Genomic DNA, 18,340 nt, shown 5'->3' with positions numbered 1-18,340 from the left:
TTAAATTAAAAGGTACTTTGCAATGGCAATAGAAAAAAATCAAATCGTTTCAATCGAGTATGAAGTAAGTGATGGTGAACAAGTTGTAGATAGCAACATCGGCGGAATGCCGCTTGTATTTATGTTTGGCAGAGGTCAAATTATTCCCGGGCTTGAAAATGCAATTGCAAACATGGCAATCGGTGAAAAAGCAGAGGTTCTCGTAAAGGCGGAAGACGCATATGGGGCGTATGAGCCGGAGGCAAAACAAGAAGTTCCAAGAGATCAGTTTGCAGGAATAGAATTAGAAGTCGGAATGACTTTATATGGACAAGGCGAAGATGGCGGCACTGTTCAAGTTGTTGTTCAAGATATTGGTGATGAGAGTGTAATTATAGATTTTAATCATCCGTTGGCAGGAAAGGACTTGGTGTTTTTAGTAGGAATTAATAACATAAGAGAAGCGTCTGCCGAGGAGATGATGAGTGGAGTCCCTGTAGAAAATCAACAAGAGAGTTGTTGTGGTACTAGTGGTGGCTCAGGTTGTGGATGCTAATTATATAACGGCTTCTGCATCTTCTTCGCAAGCATTTAAAACAGCTACACTACTAAAAACACTTAGTGTTAATGCTATTATAAGGGGAGAGAGCGGAGTGGGTAAAAGCTCACTTGCACGCTTTATACTTCCTGACGCACCTATCTTAGATGCATCTCATTATGATGAGCTTTTGCTTGCCCTTGAAAGTACAAGCCAAGTTATTATTGTTAATTTGGAAAACTCGCCAAATATTAAGAGAATTCTGGAATTTGTTGTCGCACACAATATTAGAATTGTTGCAACAGCCGCTCATCTTTATAATCATGAGATGGTAGATAAGGTTTTCAGTATTAAATTGGATATTCCATCGCTCAAAGAGAGACCTGAAGATGTAGCTCTTTTGATGCAAAAATTTATTAAAGAGGCTTCTTCCCTTTTCGGTCCGATTGAAACGCTAAAGATGAATGAGATTAAACCGGACTTGAGTAAAAACTCTCACTCTTTGAGAAAGCAGATAATGATACACTATCTGCTTCAAAATATCAATGAGCGAGAGTTGATGGAAATTGTCGAAAACTATCTGTTTGATAAGCTTGGTTCAAATAGTGATTATAAAAACTTTTTACATCTCTATGAGGTACCGCTTATCAATTCAGGGCTTCGAAAATTCAAATCACAATTGCAACTCTCTGACAAACTTGGTTTAAACAGAAACACGTTAAGAAAAAAAATAGCGGATAATGAAAAATATTTTAAAGGATGAAGATGAAAAAAATAGCGATGATTTTTGCAGGGCAAGGTTCTCAGGCAACCGGTATGGGGAAGGACTTTTACGAAAACTCTGAAATTGCAAAAGAGATGTTTGAAGAGGCGGGAAAGAGAGCAGGGTTGCACTTTGACGAGCTGATTTTCGGCGAACATGATTTGTTGGGTCAGACTGCTTATACTCAACCGTCTATTCTTTTGATTCAAATGATTGCATACCGTCTTTTTAAAGAGAAGTGCCCCGAAGTAAAAGCTGAGTTTTTTTTAGGACACTCGCTCGGTGAGTTTTCTGCGCTTTGTGCAAGTGGTGCGATTAGCTATGTAGATGCAGTTGAACTTGTTCATAGACGCGGTCAATTAATGCAGGATGCTTGTGCAGATATTGAAGCCGGAATGATGGTTGTTATGGGGCTTGATGATGAAGCGGTTGAAAAGATTTGCTCCGATGCACAAAGTGATGGAAAAAAAGTTTGGCCGGCAAACTACAATCAAGACGGACAGTTGGTTGTTGCAGGTATGAAATCGGATCTTGCTTCGTTAGAGCAGACATTTAAAGATGCGGGTGCAAAGCGTGCACTTCTTCTCAATATGTCAGTTGCAAGTCATTGTGAACTACTCTCTCCCGCTCAAGTTCCTTTAAAAAGCTTGATGGAGAGTATGATTAACGATAGTTTTGAAGCTCCTGTAGTCTCAAATGTAACAACAACTCCTTATGCAACAAAAAAAGAGGCGGTAGAGCTTCTAACAGAACAGTTGATTAAGCCTGTGAAGTATAAACAGTCTATTGAAGCAATTGCTAAGGATATAGATGTAGCTATAGAGTTTGGAAACGGAGCTACTCTTAAGGGATTAAACAAGAGAATTGCACCTGAGCTTGAGACTTATACAATCTCAGATATGAAATCCTTAGAAGAAGTAGCTGCACTTCTTTGTAAATAAGATGAGAGTAACAGTTGCTCAAATAGCGCCAAGGCTCAATCGCTCAAATCTTGCAGATGCAATTTCGATAGTTTTGGCACATAAAGAAAAAAGTGACTTGATAATTTTTCCTGAACTCTCACTCAGTGGTTATATGCTTCAAGATAAACTATTTGAGGATGCATGGTGTATTGATGAGCTTGATGATTTAAGAGATCTGAGCCTCTATATAGATATTGTAGTGGGCGTTGCTTTGCGTGATGGAAATGATTTTAAAAATTCGGCACTCTATTTTTCCGGAGGACGGCTTTTGTCAAAACATGATAAAGTACATTTGCCTAATTATGGCATGTTTGAAGAGGCGAGATATTTTTGTGCAGGCAAAATTTTTGAGAGTTTTTTAACGCGATTTGGCAGAGTCTCTATGGTTGTTTGTGAGGATTTATGGCATAAAAGCGTTCATAAAGATTTGATGGAACAAAATCCTGATTACGTTATCGCTCTTGTTGCTTCTCCTGCACGCGGTTTTAGCGATAACGGACTTGAGATTGAAGATAAGTGGTATGAGATTATAAAAACAGTTGCTCAAGAGTGCATGGCAAAACTTATATTTGTCAATAGGGTCGGTTTTGAAGACGGTCTTGGCTTTTGGGGCGGAAGCTGTATTGTTGATACAAAAGCAAATATAATTCATAAACTGCCACGTTATAAAAAAATAGTAGAGACATTTGAAATAGAAGGAAATGTATGAAAATAGCCATTATGGGAGCGATGCCCGAAGAGATTGCACCGATACTAGAGAAGTTGGGTTCTTATAAAACTATAGAATACGCCGGAAATAGATACTATGAAGCAGCATATAGAGGCGTTGATTTAGTTATCGCTTACAGTAAAATCGGAAAAGTGTTTTCTGCACTTACTGCAACTACGATGATTGAACATTTTGGAGCGGATAGATTGCTTTTTTCAGGTGTTGCGGGAGCGATATCTTCTACTCTTAAGGTCGGAGATTTGATAGTGGCTACAAAACTATCACAACATGATTTGGATATTACGGCTTTTGGTCATCCGTATGGTTATGTTCCCGAGGGAGCGGTTTTTGTTGCAGCAGATAAGCAGATGATAGAGCTTAGTAAAAAAGTGGCATCAGAAATGGGCAAGTGTGTTCAAGAGGGCATTATCGCCACCGGTGATCAGTTTGTAGCAAATGAGGAACGAAAAAACTGGATAGGTGCAACATTCGGTGCTGATGCTCTTGAGATGGAGGGCGGAAGCGTTGCGGTAGTTTGTGATGCGTTAGGTGTTCCTTTTTTTATTCTTCGCGCTATAAGCGATGCAGCAGATATGGATGCAAGCTTTAGTTTTGATGAATTTTTACAGACAAGTGCTCAAGAGAGTGCAGAGTTTGTTATGAAAATGGTAGATCAGCTTGTCTCTTAAACCATCAAAAAAAATTATGAGCAAGCTTGGTAAGACAAATGCTGAATTTGAACTTATAGAAGAGGGTGACAAGATTTTAGTAGGCCTTAGCGGGGGTAAAGATTCACTCACGCTTGTTCATGCACTAAAAGAGCAGCAACGCCGTGCTCCGTTTCGATTTGATTTTATTGCTGTAACTGTGTCGTACGGAATGGGTGAAAACTATGATAAACTTAAAGCTCACTGCCAAGAACATGGCATAGAGTATGAGGTGTATGATACAAATATATATGATATTGCAGAGGATAAAATCAGAAAAAACTCCTCTTTTTGTAGCTTTTTCTCCAGAATGAGAAGAGGGTCTTTGTATAGTGCCGCTGAAAAGTTTGGATGCAATAAGGTGGCACTCGGACATCATATGGATGATGCTGCGGAGAGTTTTTTTATGAATTTTATCTATAACGGGCAGCTTAGAAGCCTTGCTCCAAAGTATAAGGCAGACAGGGGTGTTACTGTTATTCGTCCGCTAATTCAGATGAGAGAGCGTCAACTTTTAGCCTTTGTACAAGAGAATCATATAGAGACCATCGGCGATGAGGCGTGTCCTTCTATGCGCTTTGATATAAAAATGCCGCATGCAAGGGCGCATACAAAAGAGATGCTTTCTAAAATGGAAAAAGAGTTTCCATCACTTTTTACTAGCTTGAGCGCAGCTTTTCAAAATATATCAAAAGATAGTTTTTTTCAAAAAGAGTTTTTTAATATTTAGACTCTATATTTGCTTCATCTTTTTCAATTTGTGATTTTTTCTCATGAAGGGTCTCTTCTTTAAGTGTTTCCAAAAACTCTAAAATATTTTCTTGGTAAGAGATGCAGTCCCTATCGTGTGTGTATGCTACTAATTCTTTAAGAGAGTCTATATCTATTTTTTTAGCATATCTTGGAACCTGTCTGAGTTCTCTTTGGATGTTTGATATAAGTGTATCAATGCTTAGTTCATTGCTCTCTTTGATTTTTGTAACAAGTTCTTTTGTTGAAAGTATGAGAAGATTTGCTCTCTCTTCATCGTTTTTGTAAATCTCCATACCAATTTTTTTTACTGTTATATAATTTTCTACTTTTGCATCTTTATTTGCGGCAATTAGCAGGGCAAAAAGTTTGGCACGAAACTCAAGTGAACCATGATGATGTACAAACAATTCGCGAAATGCACTAAAAAAATGGTGTTTGATAAGAAAAATTAGTCGCATTAAATCCCCCGTACGGTCTAATATGCTATTATACATTTTTGATTTTTAAAGTGAGTGTAAATTAGGAGTACGCATGGGAAGAGCTTTTGAGTATAGAAAGGCATCAAAACTAAAGAGATGGGGGGCGATGTCAAAGTTGTTCCCAAAACTTGGAAAACTGATAACGGTTGCAGCAAAAGAGGGTGGAGGTGATCCGGATAGCAACTCAAAACTTCGTACGGCGATACTTAATGCTAAAGCCGAAAATATGCCAAAAGAGAATATTGAAGCAGCAATCAAGAGAGCAACATCAAAAGATATGACAAATATGCAAGAGGTTAATTTTGAAGGGAAGCTTCCTCATGGCGTACAGGTTTTCATAGAGTGTATGACTGATAATAACACAAGAACTGTTGCAAATGTTAAGAGTATCCTTTCTAAGAACGGCGGAGAGATGCTTACAAAAGGTTCGCTTGATTTTATGTTTGAGAGAAAAGCGATTTTTGAGTTTGACCTAAAAGATGGTATGGATATTGAAGAGCTTGAACTTGAGCTTATAGATGCCGGACTTGAAGAGATTGAGGCAGAAGAAGGTGTGGTTATCGTAACCGCGGATTATACAAGTTTTGGAGCAATCAGCAGTGCGCTTGAAGGGATGGGGGTAGAGATAAAAAAAGCCAACCTAGAGAGAATGGCGACAAGTCCACTCTCGCTTACTCCAGAACAACAACAAGACATCGACAAAGTATTAGAGAGACTCGAAGACGATGACGATGTTCAAAAAGTTTTTACAAATATTGCATAAAAAATAGGATAAATTCCTATTTTTTACCCATAACCGCATTACCCATATCCCACATCGGCAAGAAGATACCAAGAGCAAGAAGAAGAACCATGCTGGCAAGCACAAAGAGCATTATCGGCTCAATTGCCTCGGATAGACCATCGATAATAGCATCAAAGCGCATTTTGTAATACTCTGCTACTTTTCCAACCATCGTATCGAGAGTACCGCTCTCTTCACCTGCGCTTATCATCTGAATAATCATATTTTCAAAAAGCTTTGTATCTTCTAGACCCTCATGAAGTGAAGAGCCTTTTTCCACCGCTATTCTGACGGAAGAGAGTTTGTTTTTCAGTGGAAGGTTGTCAATCATAGAAATTGCTGTATCAAGAGCTTCTGCAATAGGAATACCGGCACGGATAAGCTCCGAAAATACAAGTGTAAATCGGCTAAGGGTCGCAAACATTATGATGTTTTTTATGAGATATGTTCTTAAAAGAACTTTATGCCACCCATACCGTATCTCTTTGTTATTGTTCACCAAATACCTAAAAATAATGAAGGAGAAGAAGAGCACGGCAACGACATAAAGCCCATAATTGTTAAAAAGATACTCTAATTTTAGTAGTATGAGTGTCGGTAAAGGAAGCTCAGCATGAAGCTTTTCAAACATAGTCTTAAAGTTTGGGACAACATACGAAATTAAAACTGTAAATGCAACAGCCATTGCAATCATAACGTTTCTTGGGTATGCCATCGCTTTTTTAAACTTGATAACGTTAGAACGAATCTCTTCAAGCATGTTAGCAAGAGAGTATAAAGCGTCGTCTAAATTACCTGTTTTTTCACCAAGCTGTACCATCGCTATGGCTAGGTTTCCTAGCTCAAAACGAAAATTGTTCATTGATTTGGAGAGTGAATGTCCGGAGTTGATATCTTCTGCAAGTTTGCTAAACACAAGCTTAAGTGCTTCGTCTGTTGTTGATTTTGCTATTTCACTGAGTGAATCATAGATAGAAATACCTGCATTTGTCATAACAGCCAACTGTCTAATAGAAGCGATTAGAGCATCAGGTTTTATTTTTCTTTTTTTGACGTTGCTTAAGAGATCGTTTTTTAGTCTTTTTAGCTGTGCATCAAGAGGCTCTTGCTCTTCTGAAACTTTTAAAATTATGCCTGAATACTTTAGCTTCGTAAGATCATGAGCTTGTTTTCTATCTTCGGCATACATCGCAATTTGCTCTTTTTTACCTCTGGTAAGTATAGTCGCTATAAAGTACTTCATTATTTTGCCACCCTTAAAATTTCTTCTAAACTTGTTACACCGGCAAGAGCTTTGCTGATACCGTTTTCTAATAATCCTACAAATCCATCTTTCAGAGCTTGTGCATGAATCGCTTCTACTGATGCATTTTTTGCAATAAGAGATGAAATTTTCTCATTGACAACTAAAACTTCGCAGATCATTTCCCTGCCCATATACCCTGTTTCCTTGCACTCTCTGCACCCTTTTCCGATATAAAATTTGCTATCGGGAGGGATGATGTCTTTAAACTCCTCCAATGCAGATGTGGAAACCCTCTCCTCTGTTTTACAATTAAGACATATTTTTCTTACAAGCCTTTGCGCCTGTATGGCAACCAAAGAACCACTGATAAGATAAGGGGCAATTCCCATATCCACCATACGAGTTACTGCACTGATGGAATCATTTGTGTGCAGAGTAGATATAACCAAGTGACCGGTTAAAGCGGCTTTTACGGCAATCTCAAGTGTTTCTGAATCACGAATCTCACCAATCATAATCTTGTCAGGGTCTTGTCTAAGGATAGATCTGAGTGCTGCTGCAAATGTAAGTCCTACTTTTGGATTTACCTGCACCTGCTGAATTAGATTCATTCTATACTCAACCGGGTCTTCAACTGTTATGACTTTGTCTTCAACATTCCTAAGTTCATTAAGAGCTCCGTAGAGCGTTGTTGTTTTACCGCTTCCTGTTGGACCCGTAACAAGTATGATACCATAAGGAGTTTTTAAAGCTTTTAAAAACTTTTGATAACTTACTGCGTCCATTCCGGCATCTTCAAGTCTAACAAGTGCTTTTTGTTTGTCAAGCACCCTCATAACAATAGATTCGCCATAGAGAATAGGAAGTGTAGAGATACGATAGTCATACTCCCTGCCGGAGACCATGGTTGAAAAACGCCCATCCTGAGGTTTTCTTTTTTCTGCAATATCAAGGTTTGCAAGGAGCTTAAGCCTAGATGCAAGAGGTGGGTAGATGTCTTTTTCAAAGATAAAAATCTCTACCAATTTTCCATCAATACGGGTTCTGACAACACAGTTTTTTTCTGTAGGCTCGATATGCACATCACTCGCCCTGTCTTTTATACAAGCGCTTAAAATAACATCAATAAGAAGAAGAATGGAAGAGGCTTCTTGTTGTTCCTCAATGGAGTTTATGGAGTTAAGCTCATCTCTTATTTTTTTTACAAGACCTTTAATGCTGTCTTTTAATTCTACTTTGAAAAGATAAGAATCAATTTGTCTTCTGGTTGCTACTGCAATTTTTACAGGTTTTTTTGGAAAAAGTCTCTGTAGAGCCTCGTGTGCTTCAATATCCAAAGGATCGCAAAATGCAACCGTAATGCTTAACTCATCTTCTGTAATCGGAAATGCGTTGTATTTTTTTAGTTGTGTAAGTGAAACTTTTTCAGTAAGTCTGTAATCCATATCAATAGAGTCCAAATCAAGAAACGGAACATTCTGTTTTTGGGCTAGTTTGGTAAGGACATCTTTTTCTTGAATATAATCATAATTGTCAATAATTGATAAATGGTACTCACCGGCTTGGATTTTGTCAACAATGAATCTAATTAACCTGTCCATTGTCATAAAGCCGGAAATAGTAATATCTCTCAAGATAAGATTGCTATCCAGACCTTTTGCAATTAATCTATCAACTTGACTCTTCATAATAGAGCCGTTAGCCAATAAATCCGACGTTATCCTGTCCAACATACGTATTTCCTACCAGTAGATATGTTTTTTTATGCTAACTGAATTGTAAAACTCTTCAATAACTACTTTGTCTATTTTACCATCTTTTAAAATATAAAGCTTATATTTTAACGCACTGTCATTTTCATCTTCAAATATATAATACTCTTGTTTTTGGGCATTTGTCTTTTTTGTATAAAAATCGAAAACTTTTGATAAAACATAATCTGTCTTTGGCAAATTTAGCGATGAGATATCATAATCATCCAGCATTGCATGATAAAGAAGTTTTTTTTGCAGCAATATCGTTGAGAAATAAGAGGCATTTGCACGGGCTTCTTTGGAGTATTTCAACGTTGTGATGGCAACTGAGAGGCGATCAATATAATCTATGTTTAAGCATGCAAATGAGTACAAAGATACATACTCTTCATCTTTTGAGTTATCGCTAAAATTTTTAAAACCAAGATTGCATGCCTCTTCGTACTGTTTGTTTTGAAAAAGATGAAGAAGGTCTCTTTTTGTGTCTGCATATAAACTAAGCGTTAACAATATAAATACTATAGCAACTTTCATTGGAATTTCCCTACCTTGATTTCCTCTAAAAGCTGTTTTGCTTGTGGAGAGTTTGAATGAGAGATATACTTTTTAAGTGTTTCTACCGCCATCTCTTTTTTATTTAATTTTACAAGTGACTTGGCAAAGAGAATCCAGCTCTCCTCAATGTTCTTATTAATGTCATTGGTTGCCAATGCATAGTTGTAAGCTTGCTCATAATCACCAAGCTGATAATATTTTTTTGCAACAAAGAGACTAAGTGCAGGATTGTGATTGACATTGAATCTTTTAATAACATCTGCTATATCTTTTTGCTCATCCCTTCTTGATATACTTATAGAACCTTTTTTTTCCTCTTTGGCTATCGGAATTTCCGGTTCTTCCATCTTTATCGGCTCAATTTTTTCTACTTTTATCTCTTGTATGACCGGTTTTATCTCTTCGGCTACAACAACTTCTTTCTTTTTATTTGAGATGACTTCCAAAGAGTGGTTTTTTGGAGCAGTTGTGTCAATTTTGGAGATAAACTCCAATGATGGAGTAAGAACAACTCTTTTAATCTCCTCTTGAATTTCCGGTTCTTTTTTGATTTCTTGAATGCTTTGTGTATTCTCTTTTGCTTCCACAGAATTCTGAGCAATAGCAGTCTCGTTTATCTCTTGGGCTTTCTCTTGCGGTTTCTTGTCTTCAACCAGAAGCGCTTCGGAGTTGTTTTTGTCCAGAGGGGTGGCGCGCAGAGAAGCAACCTGCACATCTGCTTGTTGTATGTTTGCTACTAATTCTTCTTTTTGATATGTCAAAACAAAAAAAGCAGCCCCAATCAATGTGGCTCCCACAACGGTAGATAAAACAATAAAAGGAAGCATGGAATTTATTTTATATTTCTTATGTCTTTTTTCTAAATCATGAATATTAAGCATCTATAAGTCCTGTATGAATAGCTGCCATTTCAATGTATTTGGTAGAAATTTCATTTTGGTTTATTTTAGACGGGTTGTTGTTGGCATAATAGAGATAGATATCAAAGAGGGTATAGACTATTTTGTTGACATCTCGATAGTTCCCATCTGTTAATTTGTGGATTAAATCTATAGATTTTTGTGTAAACATACTTGCCGTGTCTATACAGTTAACTTTCATAAGTTTTTTTTGAATATAAATTTTAAGTTCTGCAGCGGAAGCATTTTCTAGCTTAATGCTCTCCCAGATTCTGGTTTGAAAATGCTCTTTTGCTATAATATCCTCTTTTTCAGTCTTATGAAGAGCAATAACAAATTTTACTTTGCGTGTATCTGACAGAAGCCTGATTTTTTCCATCATTGGAGTTGTATATAGCTGTGCCTCATCTAAAAGGATAAGCGGAATTGCAGTCTCTCCAAGCTCTCTGTTTTCAACAACCTTGATAAATTGTGTAAAGTTTAGCTCCCCTTCATAACGCATATCGTAAAGATCTTGAGCGAGTGTTTTAAAAAACTCACTCTCATCCAAAATGGGTGTTTTGTAGAGGCAAACTTTCTGAGAAGACTCAAGACTTTCATGAAGTTTTGAGAGAAACATACTTTTGCCCGTTCCCGGCTTTCCGTAAAGAAGAACCATTTTGAGAGGTTTTTCAATAGAATTTCTTAGAGAGTCATATATAGCCGATAACTTCTCAAAATGGATGTAATCTTTAGCATCGACAGTATCTAAAAAAACATCCCTTGAGTTTTCATAGATACTCTGTTTCAATCATTCTCTTTTATACTGTCTTTTGTAGCATTGATACCATCTTTGGTGTTCAGTAAAACTTTGTCAGGAAGTCCCTTGTAGCCTAGTTCTGAAAGTGAAACCTCTTTTTTGCCTTTTGTAATGATGCGTGGCTCAATTACAATAACAAGCTCTTGTGTTGTTTTTGATTTGTTCTCATACTTGAAAAGATAGTTAAGTATAGGAATGTCACCGAGAATCGGTACTTTATTTACATCAACGAAGTCATGCGTATTGATAAGACCGCCTAAAATAATGCGGTTTCCATCCTTTACAGTCACAACCGAGGAGAGTTGACGGCGGCGAAGATCCGGCGGCATAGTCCTGTCTGCTCCCGCAATTGCTGCTATATCGCTTGTAGTTTCTGAGAGAGAAGGGTTAATCTTAAGTGTAATCATATTGTCATCTGAAATTTCAGGGGTGATGTCTAAAAGTACACCCGCAAACACTGATTGTAAATCCTCGCTTGTGCTTTGCGTACCGCTAGTTGTTCCTGAGAGTGTCTCTGTGCTGATAATTTTGTAAAAATACTCTGTACCTGCAGTTATAAGTGCCGGTTGGTTGTTAAGTGTTAGGACTTTTGGGTTAGAGATAGAGCTAACATCTCCCTGAGTTTTAAGGAATTTGATAACTTCATCCAAGCTGCCTTTTGCTGAGAGCTGAAATGCATGCGCATTGTTTACGGCTTGTTTGCCCATTGTGTCAAATGATGTAACTCCCAAGACACCGCCTTCGTTTGTAAATTCTATAAGATTGTTTTTGCTGACATAGTCAAACCCTAAATCAATATTTTGAAGCTTATAAAGTTGAGACCAGTCAACACCGGTTGTCTTTCCTTCACTCAGTGTAACAGAGAGAAGTTGCACATCAATAAGAACTTGGAGTTGCACTTTATCTTGTAGTTTTTTGAGGTACGACTCAAATCTTTCCATCTGCTTGACGGTCGCAGTTACAGTAATGATTCCGGCATTTTTGTTTATTACAGGTGGCTTTGCTTCATATAAATCTTCAGGCCTATTAAGCACTTTTTGAAGCTCTAAGTCAAGTTCGTGCCAAAATGCAACTTCATCTGAACTGTCAACCTTCATTCCTGACTTACCGGCACTTCCGCCGCCTTTTTCATTGCCTGTGGTAGCAGTAGTCGTTGTTCCCGTAGTTGAGGCTGTACCTGCTCCTTCTGAGGATAGTGTAATGTTGGTCTTTGATTCACTTTTTCTCTGAGAAAGAATATAGTCAATGTTAAACATCTTTGTCTCAAGATAAGCAATCTTTAAAAGATTGTTTTCAAGAGTGTATGTAAGGTTGTTTTCTTTGAGTACAATTTTAAATACTTCATCAATCGTTAAATTATTCAGATTTGTTTTATTTAACGTCGTATCTAAGAACTTTTGCGCATTTGGATCGGTAACAATGATACTAAAGCCACACTCATCACTAAGCTGTTCTATAAAATCAATTATCTTAGTCTCTTTTGTAGAACTAATGCTAAAGAGTTCATAAGTACAATCACCTGCATAAACACCGCTTGAAAGAAGAAAGGTTAAAAGTGTTGAAGACACTGCTGTTTTGATAAGTTTCATGAATCTGCCCTACTTATTTTTGAATTTTAGAGTTGGTTTTTTAGTTGCCGTTGATAAGAAAATCGTCTTATCGCCTTTTTTGTTTTTGAGGATAACAAACTGTCTGTCTATCTCTGAGATGGTGTACTCGCTCACTATATCGTTTTGTTTGTACCAATTCCCATTAATCATTGCTGACGCATTGATGATGGTATTTAGGCTGAAATCGGCACTTGTGAGTTCTTTTTTCTCTTTTTTAGCATCTGTGGCTGCTTTTTGTACCGTAGGAGCACCACTGGCAACAGAAGCAGCACCGTCTTTTTTGGCATCTTTTGGCTTGTTTTTATTGAGAAAAACAAACGGGTTATCAACCCCTGAGACCACAACGCCTTTTCTTGGCGGTTTAATCGCTGCAATCTGCTCATCCACCCAATCTAATTCAGTAGCTAAAAGAGCATGAGACAAAAACAGCGTGAGTAATAATATGAATACAGTTTTCATTAGTATGTAATCCCCCAAACCGAAATGACAATTTTTGAATTAAGTCTCTCTTGAGCCTTAATATCTAAATCGTGAACATCTACTACCAAGTTACTTTGCTCTAAAGAGTTAATAAACTTCACAGTATCTACATAATTCCCGGTGACATCAAGAGAGATGTCCAATACATGCCCAAATGATGCAGCATTATTAAGAGAGTAGGTGTTGACAAAGTTAAGTATCTTGATATTATGATTCTTTGCATGAACGGAGACCGAGTTGAGATACTCACCCCATGCCTTTTCGTTGTAAATAAGAGATGAAATCTCTTCTATCCTCTCTTTTATATACTTATTTTGATCTTTTTGGACAACCAGTTCATTTTCCAAACCTTTAATATCTTGTTCAAGTTTGGCAACAACAGCCTCAGTATTGACTTTAAGATAAATTTTGTCCGCATCAATCTTTGCCGCAACATCGGCAACTTTTTGTTTTACTGCCTTAAATTCATTTTCCGAACTCTCATAAAAAGGGTACGCAACAGCAGAAAAAATCGCTAAAATCATGATATAAACCATGTATTTATCTTTTTGCGACTTTTCTTTAAAGAAAGTATCTATTTTTTGCAAAAACTCTTCAATCATCAATTTGAAATTCATAGCAGACTCACTTTCAACTCACCAAAGTATAGTTTTTCTTCACTGTTGAATGATATCTCATTGATAGAGAAGTGAAACTTTCCTCCGTATGTTTTGGTTAGATATTTAATCAAATCAGTCATCTTCTTGTCGCTGGAAGAAACCAGACCAAATTTGAAATCTTTAGAAGCTTCACTCTTCTCGCTTTTCTCAACTTCTGAGTAAAAAACAGTTTCCAAATTAACATCGTAAGCGTTAAAATCTTTTGTGAGTATTTGTAATAAATCAGCTTTCATCGGATAGTTGACTTTTACGTCATGAATTTTGATGAGTGTATTTTTTTTATCAATATACTCTTGTTTTTCATTGTCAACTAATTGGGCAATCCTCTTCTTTTCAGCCTCTTTGTTGTTTATGGTCGCTTCTCTGGTCAGTTTCATAATATGAACATTTTTGTACTCTTCTTCAAGCAGTTTGTACTGTAGAGATTGTGCATACGTGAGAGTCCAAAAGGAAGCAGGATATAAAAAGGCAAGTAGGAGCGCAGCAACAGAAAAGAGTATCGCTTGTCCACTATCCCTTTGTGTGAACTTTGGAGGGCGATGATAAATAGTAAAATCACATGCATATCTCTCTTTTTCCGACAGAGACGCATATAGATGCATAAGTGCATGAAAATGGTCTATATGAGTTGTTTCACTGCTTAGATATCCATAATTGAAGTTAAAGCCGCTGCTTCTAATGCCAAGTTCAACTTCTGCCATCTCATCTATCTTAGTCAATGACGGAAGCTGTGTGTCAATATAAATAGAATCGATTTTCTCTATATCCAAGGCTCTTTTTACGTAAGTCAAGACATCGTTTATGTTTGCAAATATCTCTTTGTAGAGTTTAATAACAAATGTTTTATAGGGGCTGTCAGTTGTTTTTAAATCTTCATAAGAGAGAAAGCGGATGAAATCCTCATACTCAACCATCTCACCATATAGCTCACAAAATCTCTCGTGCATCTGAGCAAATGAGTAATTGATAGATTTTGTGTAAACAAACCCTTTATCATTATATATGGTAATAAAGGTATCGTTTTCTTGAAAATAGATAAAACAGTGAACACCGCTATCTTCAATAATGTTTTTTGCATAAAGAGATTTTAGAAGTAGAGGTGAGGGAATAATATAGTCAATGTATTTGACTTTATCCACACTATTTTTAAAAACGTCATCTATAACAATAGGATCTATTATAAATACATGAAAGTTTCTATTGTCTTCATCAAGTCTATTGAAAGTTTCTATGTACTCAATTCTGTACATCACAGCCTGATCAAGACCTAACTCATCATACGCTTTATTATATATGGCATCATATAAATCATCTTCCGGGATGTTTTTGCTTACCGCTATGTTGCTATTAATAAAACTCTTTGTATTGAGATAAGATATGACATACTGTTCTTTGTCATACGTTGCAGAAGTTATCGTGTTTAAAGCACCGGAAACCCCAACAACATAATCACCTTTGTATGGATTGATAGAAAGTACACTGGAGAAAGAGTGTTGTTCTTTTTTACTCATTTTTCATTATCCTGTCTAAAATGAACTTTGGACATAGAGCAAAATTCATCATTTTTATAAAACTCAATTCTGTAAACAAAACCGTTTACATCTATAGAGAATCTCCTATCAAAATCTTGGAGTTTGATATCTATACCACTCTCTTCAACTTGACCTGCTGCCTTATAACCAATGATATTGACGCGATAACCATCTTTTTTGATGATTTTAAAATCGTCACTTACAAAAAAATCTGAAGTATGATTGAGAGAGGTTCTTTCTCCGTCAACAATAACTTCAAACTCTTTCTCTTTTTCACAAGGCTCCAACATCTCAAAGTATTGAGGGCTTAGAGTCGTTACCTTTTTGTTGCCTATGTAAACAACAAAATTCTGCCCCTCTCTAACAACGCTCCCGAGCGGGTTAGAGAACTTAAACGCGTTACTTTCTGATTTTATCGGAATAAAGCTTAAAAATTTTTTTATATTTGACAAATCAATAAAAATGTTGTTGTTTATGCTTAAATCACCATAGGTGTCAAGTATCGCAATAAGATTTTGCTCATTTAGTTCAAACGTTCTCTCAAAAGAGATATTCATAATCTTCATAAACTCCTCTATTGCCAAGAGATGGTAAAAAACTTTTTGAGAGAGTGATGGGAGATTTTTGCTGCTCTCTATAGCAAAGGCAGGTTTGTTGTTTGTTACTGCAAAATAGGTTAATGAGAGTTGCATGGCTTCATCGTCAAATTTTGTATTTGTGTTTTTTACATCAAAGGTGTGATGTTCTTCTATGAGTTTTTGGTTGATTCTATCTTTTATATCAGCGGCAATTTTGTTTAAGTCTCCAAAAGGCTGGTCTCTAAGATCACACTGGTCTATAACACATGTCTGTCCCCAAGCATTTGGGTTGAAAATATTTCCTTTGTTTGTTTTTCTGTAAAATCCATTCCCATCGTGTAGGTTTAAGACCAACGAGATATTTTGCTGCGTGATGATTTTTTTGATTTCTTCAACAGTCTTTCTATCTTTGTCACCATTTTCAATAATGGCAAATTTTCTATTCATATCTCCATGAATGCCTCTGTTGTTTTTTATGATGCTATCTTGATTGAGATTTGGAACTATCCAGAGATTTTTTGAATTTATTTTATAGTGTGTTGCCAAAATAGATGCGGCAAAATAACCTCCCGGTTCATCACCGTGTATGCCGCCTATGACAAGGAGTGTCGTGTTTGAATCATTATTCTCTTTTTTTATCAGTTTAACATCTCCGTGCAGAAGCGTTAAAAAGAGGAAAAAAGATAAAAAAAATAGTTTCATTGCCTATTTTTCAGTAATTATTTTGATTTTTTTATTTTCGTCAAGCATCACAATGAGTACTTTTTCACCATCAAATTCAAATGTATCAGATTTGTAATGTTCTTGAAAAGAGATTTCAAATATATTTTTGCTGTTAGGGTAGGGTATAACATTGATATTGTTGAATACAATCTTTTTTTTCTCTCTTTTTTGAAAAATCCTTGTTTTGTAGGTTGCAAAATTTTCTCTATTCATTCCGTCAAATCGAACAAATTCAGGAGCATAGAAATTAAGGTAGCCTTTTATATCATCATATATCCATGTATAGCGCCATGCATAAAGTTGAGCTAGAACAGAAGCAAGGGTCTCTTTTTCTATATCCATTTTTACAGAAGCTTCATCAATAATAAGAAGAGTTTTTGTTATGTCAATATTGTTGCTTAAACACTCTATGCTTGAGTTGTTGATTGCGATACATCCTCTGGTAAACTCATCTCTGTCTTGTTCTGGCAAACCGTGTATCCATATGCCAGAGCCATTTTTGCCTTTATATGTATCATAAATATTAGGGTATGATGTTACAAAAGCAAACGGTCCGTAAAATGGATCAAGTTTTGTCTCTTTGGAGAGTTTTTTAACAATTTGATAGATGCCGGTTGGAGTTCTTAAATCTCCCTCTTTGACCTTGTCACCTTTGAGTTTTCCCGTAAAAGCGCTATATTTTTTTTTAGACTGGAAATTTTTATTTTCATCGAGGGAGTATAAATGAAGGGTTGATTGTGATTTATCGCATGCAAGTATATTTTTATATGACTCTATGTATCCAAAAGCAGTGTCTCTATGTTCTACTTGGGTTTTCCAGTACTCCTCTTTGGATAGCTCTGAATCAAGTTGTTTTTCAATATCTATAGTGCCGTGCATCCTATAATTTGTAAGTATCTCATTTGCCCATAATATATGTAGGCTTAGTAAAAAAAAGAGTGCTACTTTCATGAGTTGTAACCAATCTCCTGTAGATATGATTTGTCTTTTGTCCACCCTTTTTTAACAACCACTTGTAAGTCAAGATATGCTTTTTTGCCGCTTAGACGTTCAATCTTTTCTCTTGCGTATTTTCCGATTCTCTTTATACCCTCTCCGCCACGACCGATGATGATGCCTTTTTGAGACTCTTTTTCTACAATGACGGTAGCTATGATTCTGTCTATATTTTTCTCTTCATAAATCTTCTCGATAAGTACATCGGACTCATAAGGAATTTCATCGCTTACGTTTTGAAAAACGCCCTCTCTGATAAAGCCTGCATAGATGTCTCGTACAAGTTCGCTTGTGAGATCTTCGGGATCAAAAAGATATGGAGATTCAGGTAAAAGTTTTGAGATGGTGTCTAGCAAATCTTTGTGCCCGACTTTTTTAGGTACGGCTACCGGGATGAGTGCTTCAAAATGGTCTGAAAGAGCATTGTACTGCGCTATCTTTTTAAATAGTTTTTCTTGAGATACTTGGTCTATCTTGCTTAATACTATTATATGTTTTACTTTGGAGTTGTTGAGTTTTAAAAATTTTTCATAGTTTTCAATGCTGTCTGTGATGGGAGCAAGATAGACTATCAAATCACAATCGCCCATCGCTTTTAGTGCTTCATCAAGCATAAACTGATTGAGGACTTTTTCTCTCTCATGCAGACCCGGGGTATCGACAAAAATGATCTGCGCCTCGCCATGCATGACAATCGCATTGGATCTTTTTCTTGTGGCATTGGCTTTTTGGCTTACCATTGCGATGTTTTCGCCCAAAAGGGAGTTCATAAGGGTGCTTTTTCCTGCATTTGGACGACCGATAAGTGAGACGAAGCCTGCTTTAGTCATATTTT

Annotated in this window: 20 protein-coding genes; 7 read left to right on the top strand and 13 right to left on the bottom strand. The window is 36.6% G+C overall.

The annotated features are described in order from the left end of the window. Positions 1-22 precede the first annotated feature (22 nt). Genes PHY84_RS03675 through PHY84_RS03650 form a run of 6 tightly spaced genes read left to right on the top strand, consistent with a single transcriptional unit; the run spans position 23 to position 4,388 of the window. The gene (locus tag PHY84_RS03675) at positions 23-535 is read left to right on the top strand and encodes a peptidylprolyl isomerase (protein ID WP_299857851.1); all 513 of its coding nucleotides are present in this window, start codon (positions 23-25) and stop codon (positions 533-535) included. Continuing rightward, entirely contained in the window at positions 501-1,280 is a 780-nt protein-coding gene (locus PHY84_RS03670) for a Fis family transcriptional regulator (RefSeq protein WP_299857849.1), read from the top strand. The genes PHY84_RS03675 and PHY84_RS03670 overlap by 35 nt, the downstream gene beginning before the upstream one ends. A 2-nt stretch (positions 1,281-1,282) precedes the next feature. Further along, on the top strand, positions 1,283-2,221 hold the full coding sequence (gene fabD / locus PHY84_RS03665) for an ACP S-malonyltransferase (RefSeq protein ID WP_299857847.1): 939 nt from the start codon (positions 1,283-1,285) through the stop codon (positions 2,219-2,221). A gap of 1 nt (position 2,222) precedes the next feature. Continuing rightward, complete coding sequence (locus PHY84_RS03660; protein WP_299857845.1) at positions 2,223-2,951, top strand: nitrilase-related carbon-nitrogen hydrolase; 729 nt, start codon at positions 2,223-2,225, stop codon at positions 2,949-2,951. Next, complete coding sequence (locus PHY84_RS03655) at positions 2,948-3,640, top strand: 5'-methylthioadenosine/adenosylhomocysteine nucleosidase (RefSeq protein WP_299857843.1); 693 nt, start codon at positions 2,948-2,950, stop codon at positions 3,638-3,640. The genes PHY84_RS03660 and PHY84_RS03655 overlap by 4 nt, the downstream gene beginning before the upstream one ends. Before the next feature lie 16 nt (positions 3,641-3,656). Continuing rightward, on the top strand, positions 3,657-4,388 hold the full coding sequence (locus tag PHY84_RS03650) for an ATP-binding protein (protein WP_299857841.1): 732 nt from the start codon (positions 3,657-3,659) through the stop codon (positions 4,386-4,388). Here PHY84_RS03650 and PHY84_RS03645 read toward each other — a convergent pair. After that, the gene (locus tag PHY84_RS03645) at positions 4,378-4,869 is read right to left on the bottom strand and encodes a hypothetical protein (RefSeq protein ID WP_299857839.1); all 492 of its coding nucleotides are present in this window, start codon (positions 4,867-4,869) and stop codon (positions 4,378-4,380) included. The two genes, PHY84_RS03650 and PHY84_RS03645, sit on opposite strands and share 11 nt — an antisense overlap. Positions 4,870-4,942: 73 nt before the next feature. Here PHY84_RS03645 and PHY84_RS03640 point away from each other — a divergent pair, with 73 nt between their 5' ends. Continuing rightward, complete coding sequence (locus PHY84_RS03640) at positions 4,943-5,653, top strand: YebC/PmpR family DNA-binding transcriptional regulator (RefSeq protein ID WP_299857837.1); 711 nt, start codon at positions 4,943-4,945, stop codon at positions 5,651-5,653. 16 nt (positions 5,654-5,669) lie between these two features. Here the strand turns inward: PHY84_RS03640 and PHY84_RS03635 are convergent, their stop codons facing one another. The 12 genes from PHY84_RS03635 to era are packed head-to-tail and all read right to left on the bottom strand — an operon-like array spanning position 5,670 to position 18,335. After that, positions 5,670-6,917 (bottom strand): type II secretion system F family protein, encoded by a 1,248-nt coding sequence (locus PHY84_RS03635; protein WP_299857835.1) that lies wholly within the window; start codon positions 6,915-6,917, stop codon positions 5,670-5,672. Further along, positions 6,917-8,608 carry a GspE/PulE family protein gene (locus tag PHY84_RS03630; protein WP_299857833.1) on the bottom strand — a complete coding sequence of 564 codons (1,692 nt, stop codon included), beginning with the start codon at positions 8,606-8,608 and terminating at the stop codon, positions 6,917-6,919. The genes PHY84_RS03635 and PHY84_RS03630 overlap by 1 nt, the downstream gene beginning before the upstream one ends. Positions 8,609-8,662: 54 nt before the next feature. After that, the gene (locus PHY84_RS03625) at positions 8,663-9,208 is read right to left on the bottom strand and encodes a hypothetical protein (RefSeq protein WP_299857831.1); all 546 of its coding nucleotides are present in this window, start codon (positions 9,206-9,208) and stop codon (positions 8,663-8,665) included. After that, complete coding sequence (locus PHY84_RS03620; protein WP_299857829.1) at positions 9,205-10,110, bottom strand: CDC27 family protein; 906 nt, start codon at positions 10,108-10,110, stop codon at positions 9,205-9,207. Before PHY84_RS03620 ends, PHY84_RS03625 begins: the two co-directional genes overlap by 4 nt. After that, entirely contained in the window at positions 10,103-10,918 is an 816-nt protein-coding gene (locus PHY84_RS03615; RefSeq protein WP_299857827.1) for an ATP-binding protein, read from the bottom strand. Before PHY84_RS03615 ends, PHY84_RS03620 begins: the two co-directional genes overlap by 8 nt. After that, positions 10,915-12,516 carry a pilus (MSHA type) biogenesis protein MshL gene (gene mshL / locus PHY84_RS03610; RefSeq protein ID WP_299857825.1) on the bottom strand — a complete coding sequence of 534 codons (1,602 nt, stop codon included), beginning with the start codon at positions 12,514-12,516 and terminating at the stop codon, positions 10,915-10,917. Before mshL ends, PHY84_RS03615 begins: the two co-directional genes overlap by 4 nt. A gap of 9 nt (positions 12,517-12,525) precedes the next feature. Then, positions 12,526-12,996 carry a hypothetical protein gene (locus tag PHY84_RS03605; RefSeq protein ID WP_299857823.1) on the bottom strand — a complete coding sequence of 157 codons (471 nt, stop codon included), beginning with the start codon at positions 12,994-12,996 and terminating at the stop codon, positions 12,526-12,528. Further along, positions 12,996-13,634: a type 4a pilus biogenesis protein PilO gene (pilO, locus tag PHY84_RS03600; RefSeq protein ID WP_299857821.1), complete on the bottom strand. Its 639-nt coding sequence runs from the start codon at positions 13,632-13,634 to the stop codon at positions 12,996-12,998. Before pilO ends, PHY84_RS03605 begins: the two co-directional genes overlap by 1 nt. Beyond that, on the bottom strand, positions 13,631-15,187 hold the full coding sequence (locus tag PHY84_RS03595) for a hypothetical protein (RefSeq protein ID WP_299857819.1): 1,557 nt from the start codon (positions 15,185-15,187) through the stop codon (positions 13,631-13,633). Before PHY84_RS03595 ends, pilO begins: the two co-directional genes overlap by 4 nt. Beyond that, the gene (locus tag PHY84_RS03590; RefSeq protein ID WP_299857817.1) at positions 15,184-16,488 is read right to left on the bottom strand and encodes a M99 family carboxypeptidase catalytic domain-containing protein; all 1,305 of its coding nucleotides are present in this window, start codon (positions 16,486-16,488) and stop codon (positions 15,184-15,186) included. Before PHY84_RS03590 ends, PHY84_RS03595 begins: the two co-directional genes overlap by 4 nt. 3 nt (positions 16,489-16,491) lie before the next feature. After that, on the bottom strand, positions 16,492-17,460 hold the full coding sequence (locus tag PHY84_RS03585) for a L,D-transpeptidase family protein (RefSeq protein ID WP_299857815.1): 969 nt from the start codon (positions 17,458-17,460) through the stop codon (positions 16,492-16,494). After that, positions 17,457-18,335 carry a GTPase Era gene (era, locus tag PHY84_RS03580; protein WP_299857813.1) on the bottom strand — a complete coding sequence of 293 codons (879 nt, stop codon included), beginning with the start codon at positions 18,333-18,335 and terminating at the stop codon, positions 17,457-17,459. The genes PHY84_RS03585 and era overlap by 4 nt, the downstream gene beginning before the upstream one ends. Positions 18,336-18,340 lie beyond the last annotated feature (5 nt).

The sequence above is a fragment of the Sulfurimonas sp. genome, from assembly GCF_028694605.1.
Lineage (GTDB): Bacteria > Campylobacterota > Campylobacteria > Campylobacterales > Sulfurimonadaceae > Sulfurimonas.
Note: the sequence above shows the minus strand (reverse complement) of the source record. Positions and strands in the feature narration are given on the sequence as shown.